Genomic DNA, 12927 nt, shown 5'->3' with positions numbered 1-12927 from the left:
AATTGCCGAACGGGCCGGATACGCGTCAGGCGGACGGCCGCGCGGCGAACAGCGTCTGCTTGATCCGCTGCAGCGTACGGTACGGCGTCACGAAATGCAGCAGGTTCTTGGCGAGGCCGGCCCAGTCGTACGGGTTCAGCACGTTGAAGTGGCGCAGCAGCAGCGTGAGCGTCGACACCAGCTGGCGCCGGCGTTTGGTCGCACTGATCCCGCCCTCGTTAAGCTCGTAATACAGGCCGAGTTCCGGCAGGTTCGCGCAATCGTAGCGTTGCATTAACCGTAAAAAAAGATCGAGATCCTCGGCTGCGCGGTACTTCGCGCGATAGTTGCCCACTTCGCGCACGGCGTCGATGCGCAACATGACCGACGGATGCACGAGCGGCGAGCGCAGGAAGCGCGTGCGGCGCAGCGTGCGCGGATCGGTGGGCGGCGTCAGCATGAAGCGCGGCTCGCCGGCGCGCGACACGACCTGCGTCCACATGCCGACGCAGGCCACGCGCGGGTGGGCGCCGAGATAGGCGCGCTCTTTCGCGAGGCGCTGCGGCGCGGCGAGATCGCCCGCGTCGATGCGGGCCGCGTAGCGGAAACCGCGCGCCGCGAGCGCATCGATGCCGGCCGCCAGTGCGCGTTCGATGCCGCCGTTGCGCGGCATGCGCAGCACGTCGGTCGACAGGCCCGGCAAGTCGGGCGCGACGATCGGCGGCGTGCTGCCGTCGTCGACGATCAGCACGTGCACGGGCGCATCCTCGCGAAACGACGCGAGGGTGCGGACGACGTCGTCGTGCCCGTTGTAGGCCGGCATCAGTACGGCCACGTCGTCGAGCGGGGGCGGGCAATCGGGGGACGTCATGTTCGCAGCTTGAAACGGATGTAATAAAAGTTGACGGCAGCGGCGGCCAGGTAGCCGGCCGCCAGCCCGACGAGCGCGCCGTACAGGCCGAGCCGCGGGATCGCGAACAGGTTGACGAGCGCGGCGATCGCCAGCGCGAGCAGCCATTTCGTCAGCAACACGAATTTTGCTTGATATTTGAGCACGATAAGATTGCCTATCGCCTCGATGCCGGCCGGCACGGACAGCCAGACGGCCCAGCGGAAGATGTCGACCGACGCCTCGTAGCCGCGGCCGAACACCTTGCCGACGATCAGCGGGGCGGCCGCGTCGAGCACGAGCGCGCCGGCCGTCATCAGGCCGGCCGTCATCGCGATCAGCCGGACGATGTTGCGGCGCAGCCGGGCGACGTCCTGCACGCGGTAGACGAAGGCGGGCGCGATCGTCTGCGCGAGCATCAGCGCGAGCGTGATCCAGTTCTCGTTGAGCTGCTGCGCGGCCGAATAGCGGCCGAGGTCGGCGAACGATACGTGGCGCTCGAGCATCAGGCGGTCGAGCTTCAGGAACAGGTACATGCAGATGAGGCCGAGCCAGAACACGGTGCCGGCCGTCGCAAAGTGCCGGAACAGCGGGGTATCGAACGTCCAGCCGAGCGTACCGCCGTTACGGTGACGGTAGTACAGCAGCAGCGCGAAGCCGATCGCGGCGGCTTCCAGTGCCCACAGCCACGCGAAGCGGGCGGGCCCGGCGGCCGCGCGCACCAGCAGCCAGACGAGCAGCGCCTTGGCGAGCGCGGTGACCATGCTGGTGACGAGCTGCGGCTTGCTGTAGGTCATGCTCTGCAGCCACGCGTTGATCACGCCGACGAACGGCTCGCGGAACACCATCGTGACCGCCAGGCCGGCGAGCATCGCGCCGACCAGCGGGTCGAAGGCGCCCGCGGCGATCGCGATCCAGGTCGCGACGAGCGCGGCCGCCGACACGGCGATGCGCAGCACGAACGCGCTGCCGAGCACCGCACCGAGCTGGGCCGGCGGGCGCTGGACGATGGTCGGGACGAGGATTTCCGCGCCGCACACCCAGGTGAGCGGCGCCAGTACCAGGAGAAGCGTATTCGCATACTGCCATTTGCCGAACACATCTGGCCCGAAATAACGGGCCAGCAGGCCGCTGATCGCGATCGCGACGCCGATCTGCGTGAGCCGTTCGAGCCCGAGCCAGACGAGGTTCGCGACGGCCTTCGCGACGTCCGGGTTGCCGAAGCGCTTCAGCATGCGCGGCAGCGGCGGTGCGCGCGGCGGGCGGCCGGAAACGGCGGGTGGGCGGCGGCGGGACGGCTAGGCATTAAAATGGGCGACATGCGCGTCATCAAAACCCGCGATTATAAGTGGGATCGCGGCTGCTCCAGCCGTTGCTCGCCGTGTCGTGCCGGCAGGCACGTATCATGTGCGGGACCCGCGAACGGCGGCCGCGCAAGCCAGACAATTTTCCATGCACGCAACCGAGAGAAGAGAATCGATGATTTCCCAATCCATCTTCAAGGCATATGACATTCGTGGCGTGGTCGGCAAGACGCTCGACGTCGACACCGCGCGCGGCATCGGCCGGGCATTCGGCAGCGAAGTGCGTGCGCAGGGCGGCGATGCGGTCGTCGTCGCGCGCGACGGCCGCCTGTCCGGGCCGGAGCTGGTCGGCGCGCTGGCCGACGGCCTGCGTGCGGCCGGGGTCGACGTCGTGGACGTCGGCATGGTGCCGACGCCGGTCGGTTATTTCGCGGCGAACGTGCCGCTGGCGCTGAAGGGCGGCGAGCGCCGCGTCGATTCGTGCATCGTCGTCACGGGCAGCCACAACCCGCCCGACTACAACGGCTTCAAGATGGTGCTGCGCGGCGCCGCGATTTACGGCGAGCAGATCCAGGCGCTGTACCGCCGTATCGTCGACGAACGGTTCGAGACGGGCAGCGGCACGTATGAAGCGATCGACGTCGCGGACCAATACATCGCACGCATCGTCGGCGACGTGAAGCTCGCGCGGCCGCTGAAGCTCGTGGTCGACGCCGGCAACGGCGTCGCGGGCCCGCTCGCGACGCGCCTCTTTAAGGCGCTCGGCTGCGAGCTCGTCGAGCGCTTCACCGACATCGACGGCACGTTCCCGAACCACCACCCCGATCCCGCCCACCCGGAGAACCTGCAGGACGTGATCCAGGCGCTGAAGGACACCGATGCGGAGCTCGGCTTCGCGTTCGACGGCGATGGCGACCGCCTGGGCGTCGTCACGAAGGACGGCCAGATCATCTATCCGGACCGCCAACTGATGCTGTTCGCGGAAGAAGTGCTGTCGCGCAACCCGGGCGCCCAGATCATCTACGACGTGAAGTGCACGCGCCACCTCGCGCAGTGGGTGAAGTCGAAGGGCGGCGAGCCGCTGATGTGGAAGACGGGCCACTCGCTCGTGAAGGCGAAGCTGCGCGAGACCGGTGCGCCGCTCGCCGGCGAAATGAGCGGCCACGTGTTCTTCAAGGATCGCTGGTACGGCTTCGACGACGGCCTGTACACCGGCGCGCGCCTGCTCGAGATCCTCGCGAAGACGGCCGATCCGAGCGCGTTGCTCAACAGCCTGCCGGACGCGATGAGCACGCCCGAACTGCAGCTCTGGCTCGACGAGGGCGAGAATTTCCGCCTGATCGACAAGCTGCAGAAAGAGGCGAAGTTCGACGGCGCCGAAGAAGTCGTGACGATCGACGGCCTGCGCGTCGAGTATCCGGACGGCTTCGGTCTCGCGCGTTCGTCGAACACGACGCCGGTCGTCGTGATGCGTTTCGAGGCGGAGACGCAGGAAGGGCTCAAGCGCATCCAGGAAGACTTCCGCCGCGTGCTGACGGCCGCGAAGCCGGACGTCAAGCTGCCGTTCTGAGCGCCGGCGGCCGGCGGGCCGCCCGTACGACGGCCGTTCGTCGGCCGTGCATATCCCGAAAAGCGGCGCGCGCCCCGGGCGCGCGGCCGCTTTTTGTCTATCCGGCCCTTCGGCCGGGATAAAATCCCCCCTTTATGTCCGTCGCCGGCTGCCAGCCGGCGTTTTTTCAGCGTGCAAAAGATCCTGATCGTGCGCGTGTCGTCGCTGGGCGACGTCGTGCACAACATGCCGGTGATCGCCGATATCCGGCGCCGTCACCCCGATGCGCAGATCGACTGGCTCGTCGAGGAAAGCTTCGTCGACCTCGTGCGGCTCGTCGACGGCGTGCGCAACGTGCTGCCGTTCTCGCTGCGCCGCTGGCGCAAGAAGCCGTTCTCGGGCGCGACGTGGCGCGAGATCCGCGCATTCCGTCGGCGCCTCGCGGCCGAGCAGTACGACCTCGTGATCGACTGCCAGGGCCTCATCAAGACGGCGTGGGTCGCGAGTTGGGCGCGCGGCCCGCTCGTCGGGCTCGGCAACCGCACCGACGGCGCCGGCTACGAATGGCCGGTGCGTTTCTTCTACCGCAAGCGCGTGCCGATCGCGCCGCGCACGCACGTCGTCGAGCGCTCGCGCCAGCTCGTCGCGGCCGCGCTGGACGACCCGGCGCCGACCCCGGCCGATCCGGTCGAATTCGGCCTCGACACGCGCGCGGCGGCGCTCGCGGTGGCCGCGCTCGGCCTGAACCTGCCGGTGCCGTACGTCGTGTTCGTCCATGCGACGTCGCGCGCCGACAAGCAGTGGCCGGACGCCGCATGGATCGAGCTCGGCCAGGCGCTCGTGCGGCGCGGTGCGTCGCTCGTGCTGCCGTGGGGCAACGACGCGGAGCGGGCGACCAGCGAGCGGCTCGCGAAGGAGTTCGGCGCGGCGGCGATCGTGCCGCCGAAGCTGTCGCTGCCGGCCGTGGTCGGGCTGATCGACGGTGCGGCCGCGACGGTCGGGGTTGATACAGGTCTGGTTCACATCGCGGCCGCGCTGAAGCGTCCGACGATCGAACTGTACAATTTCGCGACGGCCTGGCGGACCGGCGGCTACTGGTCGCCGAACGTCGTCAATCTCGGCACGGCGGGGCAGCCCCCGTCGATCGCGCAGGTGAAGTCGGCGCTCGCGGGCTTCGGTCTCCTGTAACGCTGTCCACACGCGAACCGATCATGAGCGAATCCCAGATCATCGAAGTCCCGTCCGCCGACTGGAGCGGACACAACCTGTCGGCGCCGCGCGAGCAGTTGCTGGCCGCGGTCGAGGAAGGCAAGGTGCTGTATTTCCCGCACCTGCGCTTCGCGATCGAAGGCGGCGAGGAAGCGCTGCTCGATCCGGCGCTCGCCGATCCGAAACGCAAGAACATCAGCCTCGCGCCGAACGGCGGCGCGCTCGCCGGCGTGCTCGGCGACAGCGTCACGCAATCGGCCGTGCGCGCGCTCGTCGCGCGCTTCCAGCAGCAGGCCGGCACGCTCGTCGACGGCCTCTTTCCCGAATACCGCGGCAAGTTGCGCGTCGCGCCGACGAGCTTGCGGCTGATGCAGGTCGAGACGCGCCAGACGTCGTGGCGCAAGGACGACAGCCGGCTGCACGTCGATGCGTTCCCGTCGCGGCCGAACTACGGCGAGCGCATCCTGCGCGTGTTCACGAACGTGAATCCGGCCGGCGTGCCGCGCGTGTGGCGTGTCGGCGAGCCGTTCGAGGACGTCGCGAAGCGTTTCCTGCCGAAGATCCGGCCGCAGTTCCCGGGCTCGGCCTGGCTGCTGAACCTGCTGCACGTGACGAAATCGCCGCGCAGCGCGTACGACCACCTGATGCTGAACCTGCACGACGGGATGAAGGCCGATCTCGACTACCAGAAGACTTGCCCGCAGCAAACGATGCCGTTTCCGCCGGGCAGCGTGTGGATATGTTTCTCGGATCAGACTTCGCACGCTGTGATGTCCGGCCAGTTCATGCTCGAGCAGACCTTCTTCCTGCCGGTCGATGCGATGGTCCGCCGCGAATGCGCGCCGCTCGGCATTCTCGAACGCCTGACGGGCAGGGCGCTGGTTTGAGCGCGCACCTGTTTCGACGCCATACCCGGGCGGCCGCATGCTGAGGGCGATCTATCGCACGCTGTGGTGGCTCGTCGCGCCGGCCGCGGTCATCCGGCTCTATGTGCGCTCGCGCAAGGAGCGCGGCTATCGCGAGCATATCGGCGAGCGCTTCGGTCACGTCGCGGGCCGCTCGCGCGACGACCGCGCGCCGCTGATCTGGGTGCATGCGGTGTCGGTCGGCGAGACGCGCGCGGCGCAGCCGTTGATCGATGCGCTGCTGCGTGCGCGTCCCGATGCACGCATCCTGCTCACGCACATGACGCCGAGCGGTCGCGCGACCGGCGAACAGATCTTCGGCGACCGGGTGTTGCGCTGCTACCTGCCGTACGACATGCCGGGCGCGGTGCGGCGCTTCCTGCACGCATGGCGGCCGACGCTCGGCCTCGTGATGGAAACCGAGGTGTGGCCGACGCTGATCGACGAGTGCCGCCGCGCGGACGTGCCGCTCGTGCTGACCAATGCGCGGATGTCCGCGCGTTCGTTCCGGCGCGCGGCGAAGTTCGGCGCGGCGACGCGCGACGTGTTCGGCGGCTTCTCGCGCGTGCTCGCGCAGAGTCCGGCCGATGCCGAGCGGCTGACGTCGCTCGGCGCACGCAACGTGACCGTGCTCGGCAACCTGAAGTTCGACATGACGACGCCGCCGGAACTCGCGGCGCGCGGCCATGCATGGCGCGATGCGATCGGTGCGCGGCCGGTGTGGGTCGCCGCCAGCACGCGCGAGAACGAAGAAGCGCTGGTGCTGCAGGCGTTCGCGGAAATGCGCACGCCCGGCGCGCTGCTGGTGCTCGTGCCGCGTCATCCGCAGCGCTTCGCCGAAGTCGAGGCGCTCGTCGCGCGCAGCGGGTTCAAGTGCGTGCGGCGCTCCGTCTGGGCCGCCGATGCGGCCGCGCTCGCGGCGGGCCGTCCGGCCGCCGAACCGCTGCCGGACGACGTGACGGTGCTGCTCGGCGATTCGATGGGCGAGCTCGGCGCGTACTACGCGGCGGCCGACATCGCGTTCATCGGCGGCAGCCTGCTGCCGCTCGGCGGGCAGAACCTGATTGAGGCATGCGCGGTCGGCGTGCCGGTGCTGATCGGGCCGCACGTGTTCAACTTCACGCAGGCGACCGCCGATGCGGTCGCGGCAGGCGCCGCGATGCAGGTCGAGGATCCGCTCGATCTCGCGCACGTGCTCGACGCGCTGTTCGCCGACAAGGCGCGGCGCATCGCGATGGGCGCGGCCGGCGCGGCCTTCGCGTCGCGTCACCGCGGCGCGACCGCGCGCACGGTCGACGTGCTCGCCGCACTGCTGCCGCCCGCCGAAGCCGGCGTGCGTGCGTTGCCGGACGCCGTCGACGACGACGCATGACGGGACGGGCGGCGCGCTGCCGCCCGGACACGCGCGGCGGCGTCGCCGCGCGCCGCCGCGCGGCTCACACCGTCAGCAAGCCCTTCTTCTCGATGAATGCGATCACGTCCGCGACGCCGTCGAGCGCCTTCAGGTTCGTCATCACGTAAGGCCGCTCGCCGCGCATCTTCTTCGTGTCGGACGCCATCACGTCGAGGTTCGCGCCGACCAGCGGCGCGAGGTCGGTCTTGTTGATCACGAGCAGGTCGGACTTCGTGATGCCGGGGCCGCCCTTGCGCGGAATCTTCTCGCCGCCGGCGACGTCGATCACGTAGATCGTCAGGTCCGACAGCTCGGGGCTGAAGGTTGCCGCGAGATTGTCGCCGCCCGACTCGATGAACACGATGTCCGCATCGGGAAAGCGCGCGAGCATCCGGTCGACGGCTTCGAGATTGATCGACGCATCTTCACGGATCGCCGTGTGCGGGCAGCCGCCCGTCTCGACACCCATGATGCGTTCCTCGGGCAGCGCGCCCGCGACCGTCAGCAGCCGCTGGTCTTCCTTCGTGTAGATGTCGTTCGTGATCGCGACGAGGTCGTAGCGCTCGCGCATCGCCTTGCACAGCATTTCGAGCAGCGTGGTTTTGCCGGAGCCGACGGGGCCGCCGATGCCGACGCGCAGCGGCGGCAGTTTCTTCGTGCGGCGAGCGGAGGAGGGAGCAGGTGCGTTCATGGTCGGGCGATGAGGTTCAGGAGCGGAACAACCGCGAATACTGGGTTTCGTGCCGCGCGGACAGGATGCCGAGCTGCGGCGCGAACGTGTTGACGGCGTCGGGCGGCGTCGCGAGCGCGCGGCGCACGGCCGCGTCGATCGCGCCGCGTAGCGCGACGATGATGCGCTGGCCGGCGAGCTGGCCGAGCGGCACCGCTTTCAGCGCGGCCGACGTCTGGTTCTCGACCCAGCCGAACGCGTACGCGGCGAGCGTTGCATCGGCGCCGGCATCGTGCGCGGCGGCCGCGTAGGCGAATGCGGTCGGCAGCGCGATCGGCGTGAACGATGCGAGCGTCGCGCGGCGCGCGGCATCGCCCCATTCGAGCGACGCGCACAGTTGCGCGAGCGACCAGCCCATCTGTTCGGTCTCGCGGCGCAGTTCGGCCGACTCGCGGCTTGCGACGAACCATGCGTTCTCGCGGGCCAGCGCGTCCGCGTCATGTGCGTGCCAGCGCGCGAGCTGGTGCGCGAGGAATGGCAACTCGCCGTGCGCGAGCACGTCGGTCAGGCCGCTCGCGATCCAGTCGCGCGCGGTGTCGGCGTCGCGGATCAGGTTCGCGTCGAGCGCGGCTTCGAAGCCCTGCGAGTAGCTGAACGCGCCGATCGGCAATGCGGGCGACGCGAGATGCAGCAGCGCGACGAGCTCAGTGGTGGTCATGACCGTGGTGGCCGTGCGCGCAGCCCGGACCATGCTGATGATCGTGATCGTGATCGTGATCGTGATCGTGATCGTGCGAGTGCGAGTGCGAGTGCGAGTGGCCGTGGTGTTCGCCGAACACCTGCTGTGCGAGCGCGTAATCCTCGGCGAATGTCGCGTCGTGCCCGTGCTTGTGGCCGCCGCCGTACGCGCCGGCTTCCGGCTGGAACGGTGCGCTCGTTTCGTCGACCTGCGTGCCGAGCCGGCGCAGCATGTCCGCGAGCACCGGATCGGCTTCGAGCTTCAGATAACCGTCGCCGATCTCGACCGGCGTGTGGCGGTTACCGAGATGGTACGCGGCGCGCATCAGCGTGAGCGGGTCGGTCGCGCGCACGAGCAGCACGGTTTCGGGCGCCGCGGCGATGCGCACGAGCGCGCCGTCGTCGGCGACGAGCACGTCGCCGTCGCGCAGCACGGTGCCGCGCGGCAGCAGGACCGCGACGTCCTCGCCGGTGTCGAGCGTCGCCGCGAGGCGGCTCTTGCAGCGGGCGTCATAGGCGAGCGTGAGCGTCGACGCGCGCGCGACGAGCGACGCGGCGAGTTTCACGTTCGGGGCAATGCGTTTGTCGAGGGTGCGCATGGAACGAAAAACAGGAAATCAGAACAGGAAGTAGCGCTGCGCCATCGGCAGCACCGTTGCCGGTTCGCAGGTGAGCAACTGACCGTCGGCGATCACGTCGTAGGTTTCGGGATCGACGCTGATCGACGGCCGCCACGCGTTGTGGATCATGTCGGCCTTCGTCACGTTGCGGCAGTTGCGCACCGGCACGACATGCTTCGCGAGCCCGTAGCGTTCGGCGATGCCCGCGTCGGCTGCCATCTGCGACACGAACGTCAGCGACGTGCGCGCGAGCGCGCCGCCGCGCGTCGCGAACATCTCGCGGTAGTGCACCGGCTGCGGCGTCGGGATCGACGCGTTCGGGTCGCCCATCTGCGCCATCGCGATCATCCCGCCTTTCAGGATCATCGACGGCTTGATCCCGAAGAACGCCGACTCCCACAGCACGAGGTCGGCCCACTTGCCCGGTTCGATCGAACCGACTTCATGCGCGATACCGTGCGTGATCGCCGGGTTGATCGTGTATTTCGCGACGTAGCGCTTCGCGCGGAAGTTGTCGTTGCGCGCATTGTCTTCCGCCAGCGCGCCGCGTTGCACCTTCATCTTGTGCGCGGTCTGCCACGTGCGGATGATCACTTCGCCGACGCGGCCCATCGCTTGCGAGTCGGACGACAGCATCGACAGCGCGCCGAGATCGTGCAGGATGTCCTCGGCCGCGATCGTCTCGCGGCGGATCCGCGACTCCGCGAACGCGAGATCCTCGGCGATCGACGGATCGAGGTGATGGCACACCATCAGCATGTCGAGGTGCTCGTCGAGCGTGTTGATCGTGTACGGGCGCGTCGGATTGGTCGACGACGGCAGCACGTTCGCCTCGCCGCACACCTTGAGGATGTCGGGCGCGTGGCCGCCGCCCGCGCCTTCGGTGTGGTACGTGTGGATCGTGCGGCCCTTGAACGCGGCGACCGTCGATTCGACGAAGCCGCCTTCGTTCAGCGTGTCGGTGTGGATCGCGACCTGCGTGTCGGTGTCGTCGGCAACCGACAGGCAGTTGTCGATCGCGGCGGGCGTCGTTCCCCAGTCTTCGTGCAGCTTCAGCCCGATCGCACCGGCCGCGATCTGCTCGACGAGCGGCTGCGGCAGGCTCGCATTGCCCTTGCCGAGAAAGCCGAGATTGATCGGCCAGCCGTCGGCGGCCTGCAGCATCCGCTCCATGTGCCACGGGCCCGGCGTGCAGGTCGTCGCGTTGGTGCCGGTGGCCGGCCCCGTGCCGCCGCCGAGCATCGTCGTGACGCCCGACGCGAGCGCCTCGTCGATCTGCTGCGGGCTGATGAAGTGGATGTGCGTGTCGATGCCGCCGGCGGTGACGATCAGCCCTTCGCCGGCGATCACTTCGGTCGCGGCTCCGATCGCGATCGTCACGCCGGGCTGGATGTCCGGATTGCCGGCCTTGCCGATCGCGGCGATGCGGCCGTGCTTGATCGCGATGTCGGCCTTCACGATGCCCCAGTGATCGAGGATCACCGCGTTCGTGATGATCGTGTCGGGCACGTCGGCGGCCACGCGCTGCGACTGGCCCATCCCGTCGCGGATCACTTTCCCGCCGCCGAATTTCACTTCCTCGCCGTACGTGGTGAAGTCGCGTTCGATCTCGATCAGCAGTTCGGTATCGGCGAGCCGCACGCGGTCGCCCGTCGTCGGCCCGAACATTTCCGCGTACGCGCGGCGGCTCAAGCGTAATGTCATGTGCTGTTCCTGAAGAGCGGGGCGCGGCTTACAGCGGCCCCATCACCTTGCCCTGAAAACCGTAGACGGCGCGATCGCCGGCCAGTTCGACCAGCTCGACGGTGCGGGTCTGACCGGGCTCGAAGCGTACCGCGGTGCCGGCCGCGATGTTGAGCCGGAAGCCGCGCGCGGCCGCGCGATCGAACGACAGCGCGTCGTTGACTTCGAAGAAGTGGTAGTGCGAGCCGACCTGCACCGGGCGGTCGCCGGTGTTCGCGACGACGAGCGACAGCGTCGCGCGGCCCGCGTTGAGTTCGTGCTCGCCGTCGTCGGTGAGGATTTCGCCGGGAATCATGCGCGGGGCCTCGGTCACGGAATCGGGTGGTGGACGGTGACGAGCTTGGTGCCGTCGGGGAAGGTCGCTTCGACCTGGATGTCGGGAATCATTTCCGGCACACCGTCCATCACGTCGTCGCGCGTGAGCAGCGTCGTGCCGTAGTGCATCACTTCGGCGACCGTCTTGCCGTCGCGCGCGGCTTCCATCAGCGCGGCGGTGATGAACGCGACCGCCTCCGGATAGTTGAGCTTCAGGCCGCGCGCGCGGCGGCGTTCGGCGAGCAGCGCCGCCGTGAAGATCAGCAGCTTGTCCTTTTCGCGGGGAGTCAGTTTCATGAAGGCAGTCGTTCAGGAAAACGTAATTTTTATCGGTGCGCGGCGGTGCGGGCAGCGCGCGGCTCATCGTAGCACCGCGCCGTTTTACGTGCGTCGTGTATCGGTTATGTAAGCAGCAAGGCCCGTGCCATGCCGACGAAATGTGCGGATGTGCGCGTTCGTGGTGCGCGATGCATCGAATGCGGGCGGCATCGGCGGCGGTGCTGCGCCGAAACGGTGCGTGCCGCGTTCGGTACGTTCAGGTTTGCCAGAGACGCAGTGGCCGTGCATCGACGCCGTGCACAATCGGACGCAGATAAAGCCAGCAGTCGGTGAAGTGACGTTGCAGCGCTTCCATCGACGTCGACAGCGCACGCACCAGCACGACGCCCGGCGTCACGCAGGTTGCGCCCGCGCTCAGCGTATCGTCGAACGGCATCCGCGCGGCGAGCGCTTCGGCCAGCGCCGCATCGCACGCGGGCCCGGCTGCCCACAGCGTGCCGTACACGGGAAAGCCTGCGAGGCCCTGCAGTGCACCGCGCAACGGATCGTGCGCGTCGAGCAGTGCGCGCTCGGTCCACAGCGGCCGGCCCTCGGCATCGACGAGTGCCGAGCGCGACGCGATGCGGCCCGCCGACCAGGTTTCGCCGGCCGCCTGTCGGCCGAGCTGCGTCGCGTCCCAGCCGATCGCGCTCGCGCCGGCGCCCAGTGCCACCGTGAAGTCGAGCGAGGCATGCGCGGCGTCGAAGAACAGGTTGTTCTGCGGTAGCCAGTCGAGCTTCGCGTGCGCGCCGACCGTGATGCCGATGCGCTGCGTCGCGTCGAGGCCGTTCGACTTGTACCATTTGGTCGCACCGGGCGTCGTCAGCGCGGCATGCGTGCCGTCGCCGAGCGCGATGTCGATGTCGAGCCGGTCACCGCCGGCGACGCCACCCGGCGGGTGAACGATCACCGCGTGGCAGATCGCGTCGCCTTCCGGATACAGCGGCCGCTGCACGCGCAGCGGGCCATCGTGCAGCCGGTGAACGAGCGTCGTGCGCGCTCCGTGCCGTTCGAAGCCGAGTTCGAGGCGGCCATGCCAGGACTTGGCGACGGCGGGGCGGGACAGCGGGGCGTGGGAGTCGGGGGCGGACATCGGCAGGAAGCTGGGGACGGGCGCGGGAAACGAGGATGCTAACGCAACAATATACGCGTGAGCAGAGGCGTTGCCGAGCGGGCGGGGGCTTCGGGAATGTACGGCCGTATGCATAATCGCCGGATGCCGGATGCCGGATGCCGGATGCCGGATGCCGGATGCCGGATGCCGGATGCCGGATGCCGGATGCCGGATGCCGGAT

13 protein-coding genes are annotated in these 12927 nt (G+C 68.8%); 4 read left to right on the top strand and 9 right to left on the bottom strand.

Annotated elements, in window-relative coordinates; all coding sequences use genetic code 11:
* Nucleotides 1-25 precede the first annotated feature (25 nt).
* Together WT97_RS07595 and WT97_RS07590 are read right to left on the bottom strand one after the other, a co-directional pair.
* A complete protein-coding gene (locus WT97_RS07595; protein ID WP_059791648.1) occupies nt 26-850 on the bottom strand; it encodes a glycosyltransferase in 825 nt (274 codons plus the stop codon).
* Nucleotides 847-2103 (bottom strand): lipopolysaccharide biosynthesis protein, encoded by a 1257-nt coding sequence (locus WT97_RS07590; protein ID WP_059499852.1) that lies wholly within the window; start codon nt 2101-2103, stop codon nt 847-849. Before WT97_RS07590 ends, WT97_RS07595 begins: the two co-directional genes overlap by 4 nt.
* A gap of 244 nt (nt 2104-2347) precedes the next feature.
* Here WT97_RS07590 and WT97_RS07585 point away from each other — a divergent pair, with 244 nt between their 5' ends.
* From WT97_RS07585 to waaA, 4 genes are all read left to right on the top strand, one after another.
* The gene (locus tag WT97_RS07585; RefSeq protein ID WP_059499854.1) at nt 2348-3742 is read left to right on the top strand and encodes a phosphomannomutase/phosphoglucomutase; all 1395 of its coding nucleotides are present in this window, start codon (nt 2348-2350) and stop codon (nt 3740-3742) included.
* Between the two features lie 171 nt (nt 3743-3913).
* A complete protein-coding gene (gene waaC, locus WT97_RS07580) occupies nt 3914-4909 on the top strand; it encodes a lipopolysaccharide heptosyltransferase I (protein ID WP_027783735.1) in 996 nt (331 codons plus the stop codon).
* 23 nt (nt 4910-4932) lie between these two features.
* On the top strand, nt 4933-5817 hold the full coding sequence (locus WT97_RS07575; RefSeq protein WP_027810762.1) for a Kdo hydroxylase family protein: 885 nt from the start codon (nt 4933-4935) through the stop codon (nt 5815-5817).
* 37 nt (nt 5818-5854) lie between these two features.
* Entirely contained in the window at nt 5855-7207 is a 1353-nt protein-coding gene (waaA, locus tag WT97_RS07570) for a lipid IV(A) 3-deoxy-D-manno-octulosonic acid transferase (RefSeq protein ID WP_059791646.1), read from the top strand.
* A gap of 64 nt (nt 7208-7271) precedes the next feature.
* On the opposite strand, the gene ureG is transcribed toward waaA, so the two are convergent.
* From ureG to WT97_RS07535, 7 genes are all read right to left on the bottom strand, one after another.
* Nucleotides 7272-7919, bottom strand: coding sequence for an urease accessory protein UreG (gene ureG / locus WT97_RS07565; protein ID WP_034206603.1), 648 nt, complete (start codon nt 7917-7919; stop codon nt 7272-7274).
* A gap of 16 nt (nt 7920-7935) precedes the next feature.
* Entirely contained in the window at nt 7936-8616 is a 681-nt protein-coding gene (locus tag WT97_RS07560; protein ID WP_059499863.1) for an urease accessory protein UreF, read from the bottom strand.
* Complete coding sequence (ureE, locus tag WT97_RS07555; RefSeq protein WP_060353258.1) at nt 8603-9235, bottom strand: urease accessory protein UreE; 633 nt, start codon at nt 9233-9235, stop codon at nt 8603-8605. Before ureE ends, WT97_RS07560 begins: the two co-directional genes overlap by 14 nt.
* Before the next feature lie 18 nt (nt 9236-9253).
* Nucleotides 9254-10960: an urease subunit alpha gene (gene ureC, locus WT97_RS07550; RefSeq protein WP_059791643.1), complete on the bottom strand. Its 1707-nt coding sequence runs from the start codon at nt 10958-10960 to the stop codon at nt 9254-9256.
* A 28-nt stretch (nt 10961-10988) separates the two neighbouring features.
* Nucleotides 10989-11294 (bottom strand): urease subunit beta, encoded by a 306-nt coding sequence (locus WT97_RS07545; protein ID WP_059499866.1) that lies wholly within the window; start codon nt 11292-11294, stop codon nt 10989-10991.
* Nucleotides 11295-11308: 14 nt separating this feature from the next.
* Nucleotides 11309-11611 (bottom strand): urease subunit gamma, encoded by a 303-nt coding sequence (gene ureA, locus WT97_RS07540; RefSeq protein ID WP_006406310.1) that lies wholly within the window; start codon nt 11609-11611, stop codon nt 11309-11311.
* Between the two features lie 238 nt (nt 11612-11849).
* Nucleotides 11850-12725 (bottom strand): urease accessory protein UreD, encoded by an 876-nt coding sequence (locus WT97_RS07535; RefSeq protein ID WP_059791641.1) that lies wholly within the window; start codon nt 12723-12725, stop codon nt 11850-11852.
* Nucleotides 12726-12927: the final 202 nt, after the last annotated feature.

Origin of the sequence: Burkholderia sp. MSMB1459WGS (assembly GCF_001534535.1) — a bacterium.
Taxonomy (GTDB): Bacteria; Pseudomonadota; Gammaproteobacteria; order Burkholderiales; family Burkholderiaceae; genus Burkholderia.
The sequence above is the reverse complement of the archived record's forward strand: the minus strand, read 5'-3'. Positions and strand labels throughout refer to the sequence as shown.

Excerpts from the sequence above, each read along its gene's own strand:
- WT97_RS07595 (WP_059791648.1), bottom strand. The coding sequence starts at position 850 with ATGACGTCCCCCGATTGCCCGCCCCCGCTCGACGACGTGGCCGTACTG.
- WT97_RS07590 (WP_059499852.1), bottom strand. The coding sequence starts at position 2,103 with ATGCTGAAGCGCTTCGGCAACCCGGACGTCGCGAAGGCCGTCGCGAAC.
- WT97_RS07585 (WP_059499854.1), top strand. The coding sequence starts at position 2,348 with ATGATTTCCCAATCCATCTTCAAGGCATATGACATTCGTGGCGTGGTC.
- WT97_RS07575 (WP_027810762.1), top strand. The coding sequence starts at position 4,933 with ATGAGCGAATCCCAGATCATCGAAGTCCCGTCCGCCGACTGGAGCGGA.
- waaA (WP_059791646.1), top strand. The coding sequence starts at position 5,855 with ATGCTGAGGGCGATCTATCGCACGCTGTGGTGGCTCGTCGCGCCGGCC.
- ureG (WP_034206603.1), bottom strand. The coding sequence starts at position 7,919 with ATGAACGCACCTGCTCCCTCCTCCGCTCGCCGCACGAAGAAACTGCCG.
- WT97_RS07560 (WP_059499863.1), bottom strand. The coding sequence starts at position 8,616 with ATGACCACCACTGAGCTCGTCGCGCTGCTGCATCTCGCGTCGCCCGCA.
- ureE (WP_060353258.1), bottom strand. The coding sequence starts at position 9,235 with ATGCGCACCCTCGACAAACGCATTGCCCCGAACGTGAAACTCGCCGCG.
- ureC (WP_059791643.1), bottom strand. The coding sequence starts at position 10,960 with ATGACATTACGCTTGAGCCGCCGCGCGTACGCGGAAATGTTCGGGCCG.
- WT97_RS07545 (WP_059499866.1), bottom strand. The coding sequence starts at position 11,294 with ATGATTCCCGGCGAAATCCTCACCGACGACGGCGAGCACGAACTCAAC.
- ureA (WP_006406310.1), bottom strand. The coding sequence starts at position 11,611 with ATGAAACTGACTCCCCGCGAAAAGGACAAGCTGCTGATCTTCACGGCG.
- WT97_RS07535 (WP_059791641.1), bottom strand. The coding sequence starts at position 12,725 with ATGTCCGCCCCCGACTCCCACGCCCCGCTGTCCCGCCCCGCCGTCGCC.